The organism is Pseudoalteromonas sp. UBA2102 (assembly GCF_002331165.1).
Taxonomy (GTDB): domain Bacteria; phylum Pseudomonadota; class Gammaproteobacteria; order Enterobacterales; family Alteromonadaceae; genus Pseudoalteromonas; species Pseudoalteromonas atlantica.
On record NZ_DCYU01000024.1, the window covers coordinates 1 to 16,828 of the forward strand.

13 protein-coding genes are annotated in these 16,828 nt (G+C 41.9%); 8 read left to right on the forward strand and 5 right to left on the reverse strand.

All coding sequences use genetic code 11. The annotated features are described in order from the left end of the window. Positions 1–609: 609 nt before the first annotated feature. The gene (gene glsB / locus B2R65_RS02570; RefSeq protein ID WP_004588579.1) at positions 610–1,533 is read left to right on the forward strand and encodes a glutaminase B; all 924 of its coding nucleotides are present in this window, start codon (positions 610–612) and stop codon (positions 1,531–1,533) included. Positions 1,534–1,567: 34 nt separating this feature from the next. On the opposite strand, the gene B2R65_RS02575 is transcribed toward glsB, so the two are convergent. Further along, complete coding sequence (locus B2R65_RS02575; RefSeq protein WP_004588578.1) at positions 1,568–2,872, reverse strand: inosine/guanosine kinase; 1,305 nt, start codon at positions 2,870–2,872, stop codon at positions 1,568–1,570. Between the two features lie 178 nt (positions 2,873–3,050). Here B2R65_RS02575 and tadA point away from each other — a divergent pair, with 178 nt between their 5' ends. Further along, a complete protein-coding gene (gene tadA, locus B2R65_RS02580; protein ID WP_004588577.1) occupies positions 3,051–3,554 on the forward strand; it encodes a tRNA adenosine(34) deaminase TadA in 504 nt (167 codons plus the stop codon). On the opposite strand, the gene B2R65_RS02585 is transcribed toward tadA, so the two are convergent. Both B2R65_RS02585 and mltF read right to left on the reverse strand, forming a co-directional pair. After that, complete coding sequence (locus B2R65_RS02585; protein WP_164488074.1) at positions 3,551–3,715, reverse strand: hypothetical protein; 165 nt, start codon at positions 3,713–3,715, stop codon at positions 3,551–3,553. The two genes, tadA and B2R65_RS02585, sit on opposite strands and share 4 nt — an antisense overlap. 245 nt (positions 3,716–3,960) lie before the next feature. After that, positions 3,961–5,475, reverse strand: coding sequence for a membrane-bound lytic murein transglycosylase MltF (gene mltF / locus B2R65_RS02590; RefSeq protein WP_029773557.1), 1,515 nt, complete (start codon positions 5,473–5,475; stop codon positions 3,961–3,963). A 211-nt stretch (positions 5,476–5,686) separates the two neighbouring features. Between mltF and purL the strand changes: the two genes are divergently transcribed. The 4 genes from purL to B2R65_RS02610 all read left to right on the forward strand — a co-directional run bounded on the left by purL (position 5,687) and on the right by B2R65_RS02610 (position 12,707). Further along, complete coding sequence (gene purL, locus B2R65_RS02595; protein WP_273610665.1) at positions 5,687–9,577, forward strand: phosphoribosylformylglycinamidine synthase; 3,891 nt, start codon at positions 5,687–5,689, stop codon at positions 9,575–9,577. A 133-nt stretch (positions 9,578–9,710) separates the two neighbouring features. Then, on the forward strand, positions 9,711–12,167 hold the full coding sequence (locus B2R65_RS02600) for an intermembrane phospholipid transport YdbH family protein (protein ID WP_273610666.1): 2,457 nt from the start codon (positions 9,711–9,713) through the stop codon (positions 12,165–12,167). Between the two features lie 2 nt (positions 12,168–12,169). Next, positions 12,170–12,367, forward strand: a complete 198-nt coding sequence (locus B2R65_RS02605) for a YnbE family lipoprotein (protein ID WP_004588572.1) — start codon at positions 12,170–12,172, stop codon at positions 12,365–12,367. A 10-nt stretch (positions 12,368–12,377) separates the two neighbouring features. After that, positions 12,378–12,707 (forward strand): YdbL family probable chaperone protein, encoded by a 330-nt coding sequence (locus B2R65_RS02610; RefSeq protein ID WP_004588571.1) that lies wholly within the window; start codon positions 12,378–12,380, stop codon positions 12,705–12,707. A 35-nt stretch (positions 12,708–12,742) separates the two neighbouring features. Here B2R65_RS02610 and B2R65_RS02615 read toward each other — a convergent pair whose 3' ends face one another. Beyond that, complete coding sequence (locus B2R65_RS02615) at positions 12,743–13,291, reverse strand: DUF1415 domain-containing protein (RefSeq protein ID WP_004588570.1); 549 nt, start codon at positions 13,289–13,291, stop codon at positions 12,743–12,745. Next, the gene (waaA, locus tag B2R65_RS02620) at positions 13,288–14,571 is read right to left on the reverse strand and encodes a lipid IV(A) 3-deoxy-D-manno-octulosonic acid transferase (protein WP_273610667.1); all 1,284 of its coding nucleotides are present in this window, start codon (positions 14,569–14,571) and stop codon (positions 13,288–13,290) included. Before waaA ends, B2R65_RS02615 begins: the two co-directional genes overlap by 4 nt. Before the next feature lie 182 nt (positions 14,572–14,753). On the opposite strand from waaA, the gene B2R65_RS02625 reads away from it, so the two are divergent. Beyond that, a complete protein-coding gene (locus B2R65_RS02625) occupies positions 14,754–15,344 on the forward strand; it encodes a D-sedoheptulose-7-phosphate isomerase (protein ID WP_004588568.1) in 591 nt (196 codons plus the stop codon). Then, positions 15,344–16,783: a bifunctional D-glycero-beta-D-manno-heptose-7-phosphate kinase/D-glycero-beta-D-manno-heptose 1-phosphate adenylyltransferase HldE gene (hldE, locus tag B2R65_RS02630; RefSeq protein ID WP_029773562.1), complete on the forward strand. Its 1,440-nt coding sequence runs from the start codon at positions 15,344–15,346 to the stop codon at positions 16,781–16,783. The genes B2R65_RS02625 and hldE overlap by 1 nt, the downstream gene beginning before the upstream one ends. Positions 16,784–16,828 lie beyond the last annotated feature (45 nt).

A 16,828-nucleotide genomic window follows, 5' to 3' on the forward strand; every position in this document is an offset into this window, starting at 1 on the left:
ATGTGAAAGTAGGACATTGCCAGGATTCAAATACGAGAAAGCCCGGCTCGAAAGAGCCGGGCTTTTTTACGTCTGAAGAAAAGTTAAATACGTACAATTAATACACACTAATCTACTTCTAGAATGTAGGTCGGGCGAGCGTAGCGACTCCCGACGCAATGATAATATTCCATTTGCTATTTGACTCTCCACCGCTGTGGGTACTACGACATTACCAGGATTCAAATTAAAGAAACCCGTTACAGCGATGTAACGGGTTTTTTGCTGTCTGGAGTTTAATAAAAAGCCAAGATCTCATGCTAACTCAGTCTTTGTAATGCCCGCGCTTGTAAATTCTTTGAGCCATAACATTCATATCCTTATAGAAAGCTAAGCCATTATAGGCAAAGTCAAGGCGCACATCGTGCTCAGTGTAATCAGTTTTTATAGCCCGGCAAAATGATTAAGGCTTATTGCGGATTAGTATTGCTTTGATATAGAAAATATCACTTTGAAAATAAACATTAAGTTCATGCTTATCTGCTATTTTATTCATGTAACATAGCTAGGCGTGCAGAAGTTGTGCGTGTTAAAATCAAATTTTTATAAATGCCAAAATAGAGGTGTCAATTGCCCACTGCTGACTACCAAACTGTACTAGATGAAATAGCACACGAAGTGCGCCCTTTGTTATCACAAGGTAAAGTTGCGGATTATATACCTGCACTTGCTGAGGTTTCTAGCGAGCAGTTTTCTATTGCTATTTATACCACTGATGGCGAAACCATTTGTGCGGGTGATTGCTCAAAACGTTTTACTATTCAGTCAGTTTCTAAAGTAATGACGCTTACAATGGCGCTACAGCGCTATGGCGACGAGCTATGGCATCGGGTAGGTAAAGAGCCCTCAGGAACCGCGTTTAATTCTCTTACGCAGTTAGAGTTCGAAAAAGGCGTACCACGTAATCCTTTCATTAATGCTGGCGCGATTGTGACGTGCGATGCTTTGTACAGTCGATTATCCGCACCTCGCCACTCAATGCTTGAAACGTTTAGGTTACTTGCAGGTAATAGTGCAATAGTGATTGATAAAAAAGTGGCCAATTCTGAGTACGAATTTAGGCATAGAAATGCGGCAATGGCGCATTTAATGAAGTCGTTTGGTAATTTTGAGAATGACGTCGATGATGTACTTTGGTCTTACTTCAATTTTTGTGCGATTGAGCTTAACTGTATTGAGTTAGCTAGAGCGTATAACTTTTTAGCGAATAAAGGGGTTGATTACAGCTCGGGTAAGCGCGTTTTGAGTAGTCGCCAGAATAAACAATTAAATTCGATTTTATTCACCAGCGGCTTATATGATGCGGCAGGTGACTTTGGCTACAGAGTGGGTATGCCGGGTAAGTCGGGTGTGTCAGGCACTATATTAGCGGTATTACCGGGTAAGTTTACAGTGGCAGTATATTCACCAGGGCTTAATGAATTTGGTAACTCGGTGGCGGGGATAGCAGCATTAGAGCTGCTATCTAAAAAGCTCGATATTTCGATTTTCTAAAATACCGCAATAGGGAGCACGCACAGTTCCCTATTTATTGATCCCAGTACACTTGCTCTAGGCAGTCTTCGCGCTCTGGTAACCCACGTGATAAACGTGGAGAGTGCTGTACTAATACCTCGTAACTTGCGCGGTTAGCGTACTTACTAATTTGTGCAAGAGAAGAGTAGGTAATGGCCTTTTGTTCGTGTTTTGCTGAGTTAGCGACATTTAACTTATGATAAACGTTTGCTGATAAATCGTGTAACACGGCAGCCAACGCACAATCGCCAGCACCATTGGTGTTTTTGATTGAATCAGGCCCACCCATGAATGGCGCCGTATGGCTATACGCTTTTATCGGGTTTTCGCAATCGGATTTTTTCATTGCACGAGAAAATTCATAGCGATTAAAATCGGCAATGGCACCTGGTAATAGTGGGTACTCGGTTGCACGTTTAAAGCTTTCATCAACGTAACCTGCCATAAATAAGCCTTTTTCGCCAGCGGTACAAATAACTAAGTCTACCCAGTCAAGTGCTTTGTCTGCGGCTAATAACGGGTCTTCAAAGCCAGTAATTGCTAGCCCTTCTTCTTCGTTCATGGCAAGTATATCGACATGCTCGTTTACAAAGTTAGCCCACCAGGTTGGATCTTGCTCAATTAAAAACTTAGTGCCGAGTGTTAAAACTACCGGTACACCTGCATCGTTAGCGTATTTAACTGCTTGCATGGTCGCTTCAGTCATTGTTTCATCACCCTGTGTACGCATTAGGTAGGCGCTGATCACAAGTGCTGATGACTGCTCAATTAAGTGTTTATCGATAGACTCAGGCTTTAAGTGATTCATTAAACCGGCGCTAATTGCGAATGTACGCTCGCCTGTTTCATCAATTAAGGTAAAACAACGGCCAATAGGGCCATCTACTGGTTGTAAATAGTCTAAATCAACGCGGCTTGATGTGTTACATAAAAAGCGATAGGCATAGCTGCCAATTTTTATGTTTTCACTCATAACACCGAGCAATACTGAACGGTCATCTGCTAGTACAGAGTAGTTATGCATTGTGTTACCAATGGTGCCACCGGCAAATTCGTAATCAACCATGTCGTTTAGTTTTAAACGGTCGTAAAGTGCGTTAGTAATATCGCTATCAATAACTTGCGACATTCCTCGGCGAAGTTGAAACTCGTCTAAAAAAGCCTGATCGACTTTGGCTTCAATATCAACAACGATCTGATCGATACCCGTAATGTAGCTACGTTGTAATCGCTCAGTTGCGTTTAGCTGATTAGTAAGTGGATCTTTAGCCTCCACTGGAAAATAATGTTTATGTCTGCGGCGTCCAGGAAATTTCATTTGCTACCTGTGTTGTGAGCTAAATAAAAAAAGCGTGAGATTATAGCGTAAATCACACTCTATGAGCCACGATAAACCACATTATTTTGTTTTATTTTTGCAATAATTTAATCAATTACGCATTTTAAACAGGCAAGTTGATATAATACCGAAAGAAAATTTATTTAAAGTAAGCACTATGAACGATCTTAAAAGCGATGAGTATTGGATGGAGCAGGCATTAGTTTATGCCAATAAGGCGCAGCAATTGGGCGAAATTCCGGTAGGAGCTGTCCTTGTGAAAGATAACACGCTTATTGCAGCGGGTTATAATCGTTCAATTACTGATAACGACCCCTCTGCGCACGCCGAAATGATTGCAGTGCGTGAAGGAGGGAGAGCTTTAAATAATTACCGTTTAATTGATTGCACTTTGTACGTTACGTTAGAGCCATGCTCTATGTGTGCCGGGCTGTTAGTGCATAGCAGAATAAAGCGCCTCGTCTACGGTGCGCCAGATGCTAAAACAGGCTCGGCTGGGTCTATTATGAACTTATTGCAAGAGCCGAGGCTGAACCATCAGGTAGAGGTATTAGGTGGGGTGCTTGGTCAAACCTGTGGTAGTACTATTTCGGCGTTTTTTAAACAACGCCGAGAACAAATTAAAGCGGCTAAAAAAGCAGCTCGCCAAATTAGTGACTAGTTAACCTTATTTGAATCTACTTCTATCATTTGCTGCATAGCAAACATACGACGACGCCAAATAATTTTTTTATGTAAGTTACGTAGCATAATACGACGTCTGGTGGCTGTTGAATGAATAATATTGCGTTTTAGTTTTTGCGTGCGTCTACGTTTTAGCATGTGTTCTCCTAATGCGTGAGAGTGAGAAAGGCACAAGATATATATTAAAAATCAGGTAAATATACTATAAACACACATTAGTGATCATTTCATGACAAGTAAACAGATTTTTAATTTAGTTACTAGAGTGGTTAGGCCTGAAGGGGAAATTAGCGCCTGCTAAGATGACAAAATAAGCATTTAATGCCCACATTTTAATGTTTCACAGGCCTGAGCAGCCCATTTAAAACGTAAATATAAACGCTTTACTGAGACTGCTGCGTGTTATTTTCACCTTGCTTACTTTTTTCTTCAGGTGAAAGTGAAGGGGTAGGTTCGGTTTTATCGTTGTTTACAGGCTTTTTGCTTGGTTGAGCTGCTTTTTCAACTTTAGGTGCTTCAGGTTCTGATTCAGGTTCTGGCTCTGGCGCTAGGGCATTATTTTCATCAAGCCATACAAGTGCATCGTAATACCTGCGAATGTTATCAACATATTTTACCGCAACATCGCCACGTGCATAGCCGTAACGGGTTTTACGGTAATAACGTTTTTTGATTAAAAGTGGTAAGCGCTTTTTAACATCGGCCCATTTATCAGGGCTCGCCCCTTGTTGTTCGGTAATAATGCGCGCGTCGTTAACGTGCCCCCAACCTACATTATAGGCTGCCAGTGCAAGCCAAGTTCTATCGGGCTGCGGGATTCTATCGGGGATGCGTTTAACGAGCTTAGCTAAGTATTTAGCTCCGCCACGGATGTTTTGCTCTGGCTCTAACCTATTTGTTACGCCCACCTGTTTAGCGGTACTGCGTGTCAGCATCATAATGCCTCTCACACCTGTAGGCGATTTAGCGCGAGGGTTCCACATAGATTCTTGGTAGCTAAGCGCAGCAAGTAAGCGCCAGTCAAGGCTACCTGCATATTGCTCAAACCAAGGCCTGTAAGTGGGTAGCGTTTCTTTTATAGCTTCAATGTATGCAAGCGTATTAACGTAGTTAAACTGGCGTACGTGCCCAAAGTACTTTTCTTCGAGCACATACAGCTGGTTACTTTGTTTTACGTCACCAAAAAAGGGCACTAGCAGTGCATAAAGCGAATCATCTTTTGATTTATTAAGGATCCAAGCTATGGGGTCATTTCGGGTAACTGAAAAGCCAATACTTAAATTTGGGTGGTAACGTCTAAACAGCGAAAGCGTGTGTGAGTCGGCGAGGGTGTAATCTATTTCGCCATCGATAACGGCTTGTAAAAGCTCCTCTTCATCGAGTTCTTCAGTTTCTTGCCAAGTTAAATCTGGGTTACTCTTTTTTATTTTTTGTAAGGTTAAAGAGTGGCTACTTTTGGCTATAACTGTAAAGTTTCCATCAAGGTCGTCAAATTCACGTGGGCGAACTCGACCTTGTTTATAAACCAACTTTTGGCTAATTGTTCTGTAAGTGGGGCCATAGCGATATTGCTGTGCACGTACTTTGTTGTAGGTAAGTCCTGAGGCTATTAAGTCTAAATCGCCGCTTTCAAGGCGCTCAAACATATCGGATAAATTAAAAAACGGCACTATTTCTAGTTCAACACCTAGGTAGTCGGCAAAAGCTTGAGATAGCTCGTATTCAAAACCTTGCTCGCCTTGGACGGCTTGGTAGTAATTGCTGGCACTGGCAAGGGTACCTACACGTATTTTATTTTGTGCTTTAATTTGGGCAAGTTGAGTTTGTTGCTCCTGCATATTACACGCACACAACAACATAACTAAAGTGATGATAATTATTAGCTTTTCTTTCAACATTAACCGCCCCATAAAGCTCATACCCCGTTATACCAAAACTTCACTATGGCGTCACTTAGCGTTTAGCTTTTATTGGTAATTTTGCTGCTGTTTATATAAATAAAAAGTTAATTTTCTGAAAAGCGCAATTTGGAGTTAAAACTCGGTGCTACATAGACTATAATGCCCGCCTAAAATATCGTTCAATCCCTAACCCCGGATGAAATTATCTATGTTGATCCTTCGTGGTGCACCAGCACTTTCAGAGTTCAGAGTTAATAAAATTTTAGCGCGTTGCAAACTATCGCAACTTCCAGTCACCAATGTATATGCCGAGTATGCACATTTTGCCGATTTAACCTCGCCTTTGAGTGTTGATGAGCAAACTAAGCTTGAAAAACTACTTACTTACGGTCCAACTATTGCCGAGCATACCCCAGCTGGCACACTTATTTTAGTTACCCCTCGCCCTGGCACCATTTCACCATGGGCATCTAAAGCAACTGACATAGCGCATAACTGTGGCCTTAAACAGGTTCACCGTGTTGAGCGTGGTATTGCTTATTACGTAGAAGGTGAACTAAGTGCAGAGCAGCTTGCTCAAGTAACGGCGTTATTACACGACCGTATGACCGAGGCAACGCATAGCGAACTTGCTTCTGCAGCGCAGTTATTCCGCAATGACTCACCTCGCGAAATGTCATCAGTTGACATTTTAGGTGGCGGGCGCGAAGCATTGGCTGCGGCAAACGTTGAACAAGGTTTTGCGCTTGCTGATGACGAGATAGACTACTTAGTAGAAAACTTTAAAAAGTTAGGCCGTAACCCTAACGACATAGAGTTATTTATGTTTGCGCAAGCAAACTCTGAGCATTGCCGTCATAAAATATTTAATGCTGATTGGACAATTGATGGTATTGAGCAGCCTAAATCGCTGTTTAAAATGATCAAAAATACATTTGAGCACAATCCTGAAAATGTGCTGTCGGCGTACAAAGATAACGCAGCAGTAATGAAGGGCTCAAAAGCGGGTCGTTTCTTCCCGAATGCGCAAGGTGAATATGCGTATCATCAAGAAGACATAGAAATTTTAATGAAGGTAGAAACTCATAACCACCCAACAGCTATAGCACCATTTTCAGGTGCGGCTACAGGCTCAGGTGGTGAAATTCGCGATGAAGGCGCAACAGGCCGCGGCTCTAAGCCAAAAGCGGGTTTAGTTGGTTTTACGGTTTCTAACTTACGTATTCCGGGTTACGAGCAACCGTGGGAAAGCGACTTTGGTAAACCTAATCGTATCGTAAATGCGCTTGATATTATGATGGACGGCCCTTTAGGTGGCGCGGCATTTAATAATGAGTTTGGACGCCCTAACTTATTAGGTTACTTTCGTACCTACGAAGAAAAAGTAACAAGTCACAATGGTGAAGAGGTGCGTGGTTACCACAAGCCTATTATGCTTGCAGGTGGTTTAGGTAATATTCGTGCTGATCATGTTCAAAAAGGGGATATTCCAGTCGGTGCAAAACTTATTGCACTAGGTGGCCCTGCAATGAACATTGGTTTAGGCGGCGGTGCAGCGTCAAGCATGGCATCGGGCCAATCAAACGAAGATTTAGATTTTGCTTCTGTACAGCGTGAAAACCCAGAAATGGAACGCCGTTGCCAAGAAGTGATCGATAAGTGTTGGCAACTAGGGGATGAAAACCCAATTGCGTTTATACACGATGTAGGCGCCGGTGGTTTATCTAATGCGTTTCCTGAGCTTGTAGATGATGGTGGCCGTGGTGGTAAATTCCAACTACGTGATATTCCTAACGATGAGCCGGGCATGGCCCCACACGAAATTTGGTGTAACGAATCGCAAGAACGTTATGTACTGGCTGTTGCTGTTGAAGACTTTGATCGCTTTGAAGCAATTTGTAAGCGCGAACGTGCGCAGTACGCAGTAATAGGTGAAGCCACAGAAGAGCGCCACTTAACTGTTGCCGACAGCCACTTTGATAACAGCCCTGTTGATTTGCCGCTTGATGTATTATTAGGTAAAGCACCTAAAATGCATCGCGATGTAACTTCAAAGCAAGTTACCGGTAAGGCAATTGATGCAGAGACGATTGATATAGCTGAGGCTGCTCAGCGTTTATTGCGCTTACCTACTATTGCAGAAAAAACATTCTTAATTACTATTGGCGATCGCTCGGTTACCGGTTTAGTAGCACGGGATCAAATGGTGGGTCCTTGGCAAGTACCTGTGGCTAACTGTGCAGTTACCGCAGCAACGTACGACACATACCACGGTGAAGCTATGTCACTGGGTGAGCGCACGCCGGCAGCATTATTAAATTATGGTGCATCGGCGCGTTTAGCCGTGGCAGAGTCGTTAACTAATATTGCCTGTGCCAACATTGGCAGCCTAGAGAACATTAAGCTATCAGCTAACTGGATGGCTGCAGCAGGTCACCCTGGTGAAGACGCCGGCCTTTACGAAGCTGTAAAAGCGGTGGGCGAAGAGCTTTGTCCTGCGCTTGGTTTAACTATACCTGTAGGTAAGGATTCTATGTCGATGAAAACGACATGGAAAAACGAGGATGATAGTGCTGAGCAATCAGTTACTTCTCCGTTATCACTTATTATTACTGCCTTTGGTCGTGTTGACGACGTGCGTAAAACAGTGACTCCGCAGTTACGTACTGATAAAGGCGATACATCACTTATTTTAGTTGACTTAGGCGCGGGTAAAAACCGACTGGGCGCATCAAGCCTTGCACAGGTTTACAAGCAGCTTGGTGATGTTACTCCAGATGTGGACAGCCCTGAGCTACTTAAAGGCTTTTACAATGCCATGCAAGCACTTGTCGCTGATAGCAAGCTACTTGCCTATCATGACCGCTCAGACGGTGGTTTATTTACTACGGTAACTGAAATGGCATTTGCTGGGCACACCGGTGTGACTGTTGATTTAGCTGGGTTAACCGGGACAGACCTAGAAGCACTTTATAACGAAGAGCTAGGCGCGGTTATTCAAGTTGCTAACAGCGATTTAGATGCCGTAAATGCTGTATTTGAACAACACGGTGTTGCTGCAATTAGCCACGTGATTGGCTCGCTTAATAGCGACGATAGCATTGTATTTAACCGCGGTGAGCAAACAGTACTTAATCATACTCGTACTGAATTACGTACTATTTGGGCCGAAACAACGTACCAAATGCAAGCACGTCGTGATAACCCTGATTGTGCTAAGCAAGAGTTTGATGCCAAGTTTGATGCAAAAGATCCAGGCTTAAACGTAAAACTTAACTTTGACTTAAACGAAGATATAGCCGCACCGTACATTGCAACGGGCGCTAAGCCGCAAATGGCTATTTTACGTGAGCAAGGCGTTAACTCGCATTTAGAAATGGCTGCTGCGTTTAACCGTGCTGGTTTTGCCGCTGTTGATGTACACATGAGCGATATCCTCGAAGGGCGTTTAACCCTTGAGCAATTTAAAGGCTTAGTGGCATGTGGTGGTTTCTCTTACGGTGACGTATTAGGCGCCGGTGAAGGCTGGGCTAAGTCTATATTGTTTAACGATATGGCACGCGATCAGTTCCAAAACTTCTTCCACCGTGAAGACACCTTTAGCTTAGGTGTGTGTAATGGTTGTCAAATGTTATCAACATTGAAAGAGTTAATTCCGGGTACTGAGCATTGGCCACGTTTTGTAACAAATAAGTCAGAGCGTTTTGAAGCACGCTTTAGCTTAGTTGAAATACAAGAAAACCCGTCTGTGTTCTTTAATGGAATGGCTGGGTCGCGTATGCCAATTGCTGTATCTCATGGTGAAGGCCATGCAGAATTTGCAAACGATGCTGCCACTAAAGCTGCGCTTGAAAGCGGCACTGTTGCGGTTAAATTTGTAGATAACTATGGTAACCCGACAACGCAATATCCGGCTAACCCGAATGGTTCACCAGAGGGTATTACCGGTATTACCTCTACTGATGGCCGTGCCACTGTAATGATGCCGCACCCTGAGCGTGTATTCCGCGCTGTTGCTAACTCGTGGCACCCAGATGAGTGGAAAGAGGATAGCCCATGGATGCGTATGTTCCGCAACGCACGTAAAAATGTAGGTTAAAAACGACATATACAAGTTAGATTCATAATCTAGCTGTAAAATAAAAAAGGCTGCACTGTGCAGCCTTTTTTGATTGCGTAGATTTAAAATTACGATAGTTTGTAAAGTATAAATAAAAGCTTATAAGGACAGTATGTTAAAGCGCGTTGGTTTAATTATGGGTGCTGTGTTGCTAAGTATAGTTTTGCTTGGCTATGTATTTCGTTTGCCACTATTACAATGGGCTGTAGCGCCTGAACTTGAAAAAGCAGGTGTTACCTTAAGCTGCTTAGATTTTTCGCTTACGAGTAAGTTAAATGTGCACGTACAAAAAGCCTGTTTAAGTTACCAAAATCAAGAGCTTGCTCTTACAGGTATTACTGCTAATACTAAGCATGTTAAAGTTAAACACGCAGTACTTAATGTAAATCCATTTCCTCAAAGTAGTAAAACAAGCACTGCTGCCACAATTTTAGATTTAGCGCTTCCTAAAAAAAGGCCAACAATTACAGTTGAGCATTTAACTATACACAGTGCGCTTTTAAAGCGCCCGCTAATGCTAAATATCACCGAGCCAATGCTTAACCAGTTTGTAGTCAATGGTGATTTAAACGCAAGCGCAACGCTTTACAATAATAAGGTACAAGGGCAGCTTAAAATAAATGATGGATTAGTGAAGCAACTACTTAAAACAGATAATGAGTTATTAAGTGGACTTAGCTTTAATGCTGCGCAGGCATTTAGCTTTAACGGGGTAGAGGCAAGCCTTAGTGGTGATTTACAAGCCCAGTATGACTATAAAATACAAAGCTGCGATATAACAAACAGCTCCAAAGGTGTGCTAAGTGCTACCTATAATTTAAATAGCCAAAACCTTGAGCTTGACCCAAGCAAGCTTAAAAACAATGTAAAACTTAGTAATAACTGCCAATCTCTTATTCCTGAAAGTGCCTACAAGTCATTTGCTGTAAAGCAGCTTCCACTTAATTGGCAATGGGCTTTAGCTAAACCAATTAACTTTGCACATAACAACCTAACCTTACCGTTAATAACGCTCAAAAGTGCAGAGCAAGCCAAGCAAAATATAGATATAACGCTTACAGATACGTTTATAAATACTGCAGCACCGTTACAAAGCGCCCGCACACAGCTAAAAGCACAACTACATACAGATGAAATAGAGGCTATAACGCTAAGTACGCAGCTTAAAAACGCTCAATTAAGCGGTAATTATGATATTGCGCTTACCGCTTTGCCTGAATTTTTACCGGCTGAGGCTAACAATATTAAAGCTAAAGGGGACTTTGCAGTTACTCAACTTATTGACTTTAAGCCCGAAGGTAACGCACGTATTGAGTTAAGCGTTGATAGCGCAGCTGCTTATGGCAGCGCTCTTAACGGCTTCACAGGTAACCTTGAAGCAAGTTTGAATGAAAAGCTCGATGCAAAAGTAACGTTTAAAAGTAAGCTTAAAAGCGTGCAATACAACGAATATAAACTTACTGGTATTAATAACACCCTTAGTGCAAGGGCAAGCTTAGGTGTGGGAGAGTTATTTGCTCACTTAAATGCAAGCACCCAAATAAGTAAACTCTCAAGTCCAAATGTCGATTTAAATACTATAAACGTAACGTCAACAGGGCTGCAAAGTCGCGCGCTTAAAGCGTCTCATCATGTATTTGTAAATGGTATTGAGCTGGTGGCCAATCACCATGTTTCAAAGGTAGCGCATCCGTTTGAAGTGATTATACCAGAGCAAAGTGTGCTTTCGTTAAATTCAATCGTTAGACAATTTGAACCGTTAGCTCAGCTAACCCAAGGAAAATTGGGTGGGCGTATAAGTGGTGATGTGAATTTACAAAAAGCAAATTTTACTTTAACGATGACTGATACCAGTGCACTGTATAACGACTACTTAGCTAATCAATTTAGTATGCAGCTAGGTGGGCAGTACGATTCAGGGCAGCTTAATGTTGCCCCTACTACCTTTAATCTTAATGAATTACGTGCAGGCGCTGTAGTTAAAAGTATCACGGGTAATATTAAAGTGGTTAATAATAGCGCGCAGACCTTTGATGTTGAAGGCGATATTTTTGGTGGTAAATTTTCTTTAGATAAATACACGCTTTTAAAGCAACAGCAAACAGCTAATGTTACGTTTGAAAATGTTGATGCGAGTAAATTAATAACGCTTGACGATAAGTCGGGTATTACCCTAACAGGTAGGCTAAAAGGGTCGTTACCATTTTATTTTGATGACACAGGGGTTGAGGTAAAAAGTGGCAGCCTAGCCAATCAAGGCCAAGGTAAGCTTATTATTAGTAATAACGAAGCGTTTGACGCTGTTATGCGTCAGCAACAAGAGTTACAACCTGTGCTTGGGTTGCTCAAAAACCTTGATATACAAAAACTTAATAGTACAGTAGCGCTTAAAAGTGATGGCTGGTTAAACTTAGGTGTTAACTTACAAGGCTTTAATGAGCCAGAGCAGCAACAAGTTAACTTTAATTATAATCACGAAGAAAACGTGTTTACGTTGCTAAGAGCGCTTAGACTGAGCGACGAAATAACGCAAAAAGTTGAGCAGCAATACTCTAAAAAAGGAAACTAATGATGAAAAATTTGTTGAGCATTAAGGCCGTTATTGCACTTGCTGCTATTAGCGCTTTAAGCGCATGTACCCACAGAGTAGAGGTGGCAGCGAAAGAGCCGATAACGATCAATCTAAATGTAAAAGTAGATCACGAAATTCGAGTAAAAGTAGATAAAGAACTCGATAACTTATTCAGTGACGACAGTGAATTATTTTAGGAGCTAAATGATGACTATAAAAAATAAATTAAGTATTGCTACTCTAGTAAGTGCGGTATGTTTGTCGTTTTCGGCGTGGGCTATTAGTTTAGATGATGCTAAAAACCAAGGCTTAGTGGGTGAAGATAGCTCAGGTTACTTAGGGCTTGTTGTACAAAACAGCGAGGCAAAAGCCGTGGTTGAGGAAATTAACGCTAAACGTAAAGCACAGTATTTAAAGTTGGCTAAAAAGAACGATTTATCGCTGGCACAAGTAGAAGCACTTGCAGCAGCTAAAACAATCGAAAAGACCAAAAGTGGCCACTATATTGAAGTGAATGGTAACTGGGTTAAAAAGTAATAAGCAGCTAAACATATTACTTAAAAACCGAGCATTTAGGCGCTCGGTTTTTTTATATTTGCTAAAAGTTGCTGCCAAAAGTCAAATCCTTTGCGCCTTGCAAGCTTTATATTGTGCTCTGGTATAGATTCAGGCTCGTTATAGTGATCAAGCGCTTCGCTCATACTCAGTTCGCGAATTAAATGTAATGTAGGGTAGGGGGCTCGGTTAGTGTAATTTGCTGCATCATCTTCATCGCTGTCGGCAAACACGTAATCGGGATGAAAATTAGCAATTTGGTATTTACCTTCAAACCCTTGCGCTACCAGTAAGGCATTGGCTAAATCGACTAAATCTAAAAAGTCTTCAAAATCGCTAAAGCCGTTATCAAACAGTATTAATGTGGTTTCGCGCTCTGGATTTTGATCAAGCTGCACACACTGCTCTAGCATGTCCATTACAGCGTCATCAATTTTTGTTGCAGGGCTAAGCACATAATGAATACAGTTGTTTTCTACTTCTTTACGGGCAAATGGGCAAAAGTTATATTTTACAATAACGGATGATACCCACTCGCGGGTTTGGGCGATTGCTTGATGAGTCATGCTTTTGGCTCTAAATACTGATTTATAATGGTTAATGTTTTTTCAATGGCGCCTTGGTTTTTTACTACACATTGCTGCGCTTTAATACCCAAGCTTTGGCACGCTTTGGTGTTTTGGCTTAAATTAATTAATTGTTTAGCAAGCTCATCGGTATTTTCAACAACGACAGCCCCTTTAAGTTTAATTAGCTCAGGGTAGATATGATCAAAATTATACGTATGTGGGCCTGTAATAACACCAACCGAAAAAGCAGCAGCTTCTAGTGGGTTGTGCCCACCTCGGCGAATTAAACTGCCGCCTATGTAACTTACATTCGCTGCGCCATATAAACACTGTAGTTCGCCCAGTGTATCAGCTAATAGTACTTGCTCGTTTTGATAGTTATTGTTGCTGCGACGACTAAAGCTAAGTGGGCTTTGAGTTAGCGTATCGGCTACTTTATCAAATTGCTCAGGGTGGCGCGGTGCTATAACTAAAAGTGCATTAGGGTATTTTTTTAATAGCTGCTGATGGGCGTTTAATATCATTTCGTGTTCAAGCGGGTGAGTAGAGCCTGCCCCCCATACAAAACGTTCTTTGGTTTTATATTCGGCTTTAAGATTTGCTACTTTAGTTAGTTGCTCATTGCTTGGCGTAATGTCGAACTTTATTGAGCCTGTAACATGGCTTTTTGAAGGGGGTAAACCAAGTTCAATAAAGCGCTTAGCATCATTTTTATTATGACTTGCAAGCACTGAAATTGAACGCATAATTATATGCGTTAACCCTGCCACCTTTTGATACCCCTGTTGCGATTTTTCGCTTAGGCGAGCATTAAGCACCAATACCGGAATATTCTTTTTATGGCTTATTGCCATTAAATTAGGCCACAGCTCAGTTTCTAAAATACACAGTGCTTGTGGATTTACGCGCTTTAAAAATCGAGCGCTCGAACCTGCAAAGTCTATAGGTAAATAACAACACGCCACGGTATTTTTAAATTGTTCACTTATTTGCGCACGCCCGGTAGGAGTATTGCAGGTAATAAGTATATTAAACTGCGGATTTTGTTTTTGCAGTACTTTAATCAGTGGCGTTGCAGCAAGGACCTCACCTACAGAAGCGCAGTGGAACACAACCGGTTTAGCGCTATTATTAAATAAGTGTTTGCTAATAAAACCAAAGCGCTCTTTAAAGTGCGCGCGGTAGCCTATATTTTTTTTACCTCTTAGTACATACAAGTAAAATACAATCAGTGGGCTAATTAAAATTAAAGCGAGTGAGTAAAAAATGCGTGCCATACTGAACTTTTATTAAGGTAAGTGGCGCTAGTTTAACGCGAAAGTGATAATTTCTGAACATGTGAAGCACTAAATTATAATTCAGTTCAGCTATATTCCCATAAAATACACACAACTAAATAAAACTATGGAATAATGGATTTAATTTTTTCCTGCCATTTCAGTTCCTAGAGGAATTTTTCATGTCAATTATCGATTCTGTGGCAACAAGCTACGTTGAAAGTTTAAACCGTCATCAAGCCTTATTTGAAACGATGGAGGCTTATCATCAAGAGTCTATGCAATTATTAGAAGCGTGCCACAGTGCATTGCAAGCTGGTGGTAAGGTTATTTGGTTTGGTAACGGCGGCAGTGCTGCCGATGCACAGCATTTAGCTGCCGAATTTGTTGTGCGTTATAAGTTAGAGCGTGGCCCACTTGCCTCAATGGCGCTGACCACAGATACCTCAATATTAACTGCGCACAGTAACGACTACCACTTTGATACGGTTTTTGAACGCCAAGTTCAGGCTTTATGTAAACCAGAAGATTTAGTGATTGGTTTAACAACCTCAGGTACCAGCGCCAATATTAATTTAGCACTGGAAGCGGCTAACAAAATTGGCGCGTTTACGGTTGCCTTAACTGGACGCGAGGGCGGTAAAGTAAAAGACATTGCTAAATTGCCCATTATTATAAAAAATGATGAAACAGCTCGTATCCAAGAGGCACATATGTTTATTGGCCACTGGTTATGTGAAGCTATCGATATGGTTGTTGCGGAGCAGCAGTAATGGATTTATCGCTATTAAAAAACTTATCTAAAGCGCGTATTTTAGTTGTGGGCGATGTCATGCTAGACCGATACTGGTATGGCGATACAGGGCGTATTTCGCCAGAGGCTCCAGTACCCGTTGTTAAAGTAAGCAAGTTTGAAGATAAAGCGGGTGGCGCTGCAAATGTTGCAAAAAACATTGCGCGACTTGATGCCAAAGTGGGCTTACTTGGTTTAATTGGTGAAGATGAAAGCGGGCAAATCTTAGAAACTATTTTAAAGGGTGAAAAAATACATTCACAGCTTGTTAGTGTATGCGATTTACCCACTATTTCTAAAATGCGTGTAATTAGCCGCCATCAACAACTTGTGCGCCTAGATTTAGAAGAGACCTTTAGCGAGCAGCATAGCCAGTTGTTATTAAACCGTTTAGAGCTGGTGCTTGATGATTACGACTTTGTGGTATTTTCTGATTACAGCAAAGGCTCGCTGAGCTTAATTAAAGAAATGGTTAGCGTTGCTAAAGCGGCGGGTAAAACAGTGCTTATAGATCCTAAATCGCCCGATTTACACTTATACGAAGGCGCAGACTATATTACCCCTAATTTACATGAATTTAATTTGGCTGGGGGTAAAACAGGCTCTGAAGAAATATTAGCACAAAGCGCGCGTGAGCTAATTAGTAAAAATGGTATTAAAGCCATGCTACTTACACGCTCTGAGCAAGGTATGTCATTAATTAATGCCGATGAAAAACACGACTTTGCAGCGCAGCAGCTAGAAGTAAGTGATGTAACTGGCGCAGGCGATACTGTTATAGCTACGCTTGCGGTGATGCTCGGGGCAGGTATGGAGCCTAAAGATGCGGTAGAAATTGCTAATTTAGCCGCAGGCATTGTAGTAAGTAAGTTGGGGGCGGCAACGGTTTCACCAGAAGAGCTTAGCCAAAAGCTTGGCCAATACTTACACACCAATGGCGAGCACTACCAAACTCCGTTTGACGATGTGCTGCAACACATTGAGTTTGCTAAGCAAAATGGCGAAACGATAGTGTTTACCAATGGCTGTTTTGATATTTTACACGCAGGCCACGTACGCTATTTAGCCCAAGCCAAAGCGCGTGGAGATAGACTCGTTGTTGGTTTAAATAATGATGATTCAATTACGCGTTTAAAAGGCCCTGAGCGCCCTATAAATCCACTTGATGAGCGCGCAATGGTATTAAGTGCACTCGCCTCTGTAGATTGGGTAATTCCCTTTGGCAGCGCGGACGAAAACGACACTCCCGCTAAATTAATCGAGCAAATAAGCCCCGATATTTTAGTTAAAGGTGGTGATTACACCGTAGAGCAAATAGCTGGCGCCGATCATGTGCTACGCCATGGTGGCAAAGTAGAAGTGCTGACATTTTTAGATGGTTGTTCAACCTCTAAGGTGATTAGCAAAATAAAGCAGTAATATTTGCTGATTAAATAAAAAGGGTTGAAAACGCAGTTTTCAACC

Excerpts from the sequence above, each read along its gene's own strand:
- B2R65_RS02575 (WP_004588578.1), bottom strand. The coding sequence starts at position 2,872 with ATGAAATTTCCTGGACGCCGCAGACATAAACATTATTTTCCAGTGGAG.
- tadA (WP_004588577.1), top strand. The coding sequence starts at position 3,051 with ATGAACGATCTTAAAAGCGATGAGTATTGGATGGAGCAGGCATTAGTT.
- B2R65_RS02585 (WP_164488074.1), bottom strand. The coding sequence starts at position 3,715 with ATGCTAAAACGTAGACGCACGCAAAAACTAAAACGCAATATTATTCAT.
- mltF (WP_029773557.1), bottom strand. The coding sequence starts at position 5,475 with ATGTTGAAAGAAAAGCTAATAATTATCATCACTTTAGTTATGTTGTTG.
- purL (WP_273610665.1), top strand. The coding sequence starts at position 5,687 with ATGTTGATCCTTCGTGGTGCACCAGCACTTTCAGAGTTCAGAGTTAAT.
- B2R65_RS02600 (WP_273610666.1), top strand. The coding sequence starts at position 9,711 with ATGTTAAAGCGCGTTGGTTTAATTATGGGTGCTGTGTTGCTAAGTATA.
- B2R65_RS02605 (WP_004588572.1), top strand. The coding sequence starts at position 12,170 with ATGAAAAATTTGTTGAGCATTAAGGCCGTTATTGCACTTGCTGCTATT.
- B2R65_RS02610 (WP_004588571.1), top strand. The coding sequence starts at position 12,378 with ATGACTATAAAAAATAAATTAAGTATTGCTACTCTAGTAAGTGCGGTA.
- B2R65_RS02615 (WP_004588570.1), bottom strand. The coding sequence starts at position 13,291 with ATGACTCATCAAGCAATCGCCCAAACCCGCGAGTGGGTATCATCCGTT.
- waaA (WP_273610667.1), bottom strand. The coding sequence starts at position 14,571 with ATGGCACGCATTTTTTACTCACTCGCTTTAATTTTAATTAGCCCACTG.
- B2R65_RS02625 (WP_004588568.1), top strand. The coding sequence starts at position 14,754 with ATGTCAATTATCGATTCTGTGGCAACAAGCTACGTTGAAAGTTTAAAC.
- hldE (WP_029773562.1), top strand. The coding sequence starts at position 15,344 with ATGGATTTATCGCTATTAAAAAACTTATCTAAAGCGCGTATTTTAGTT.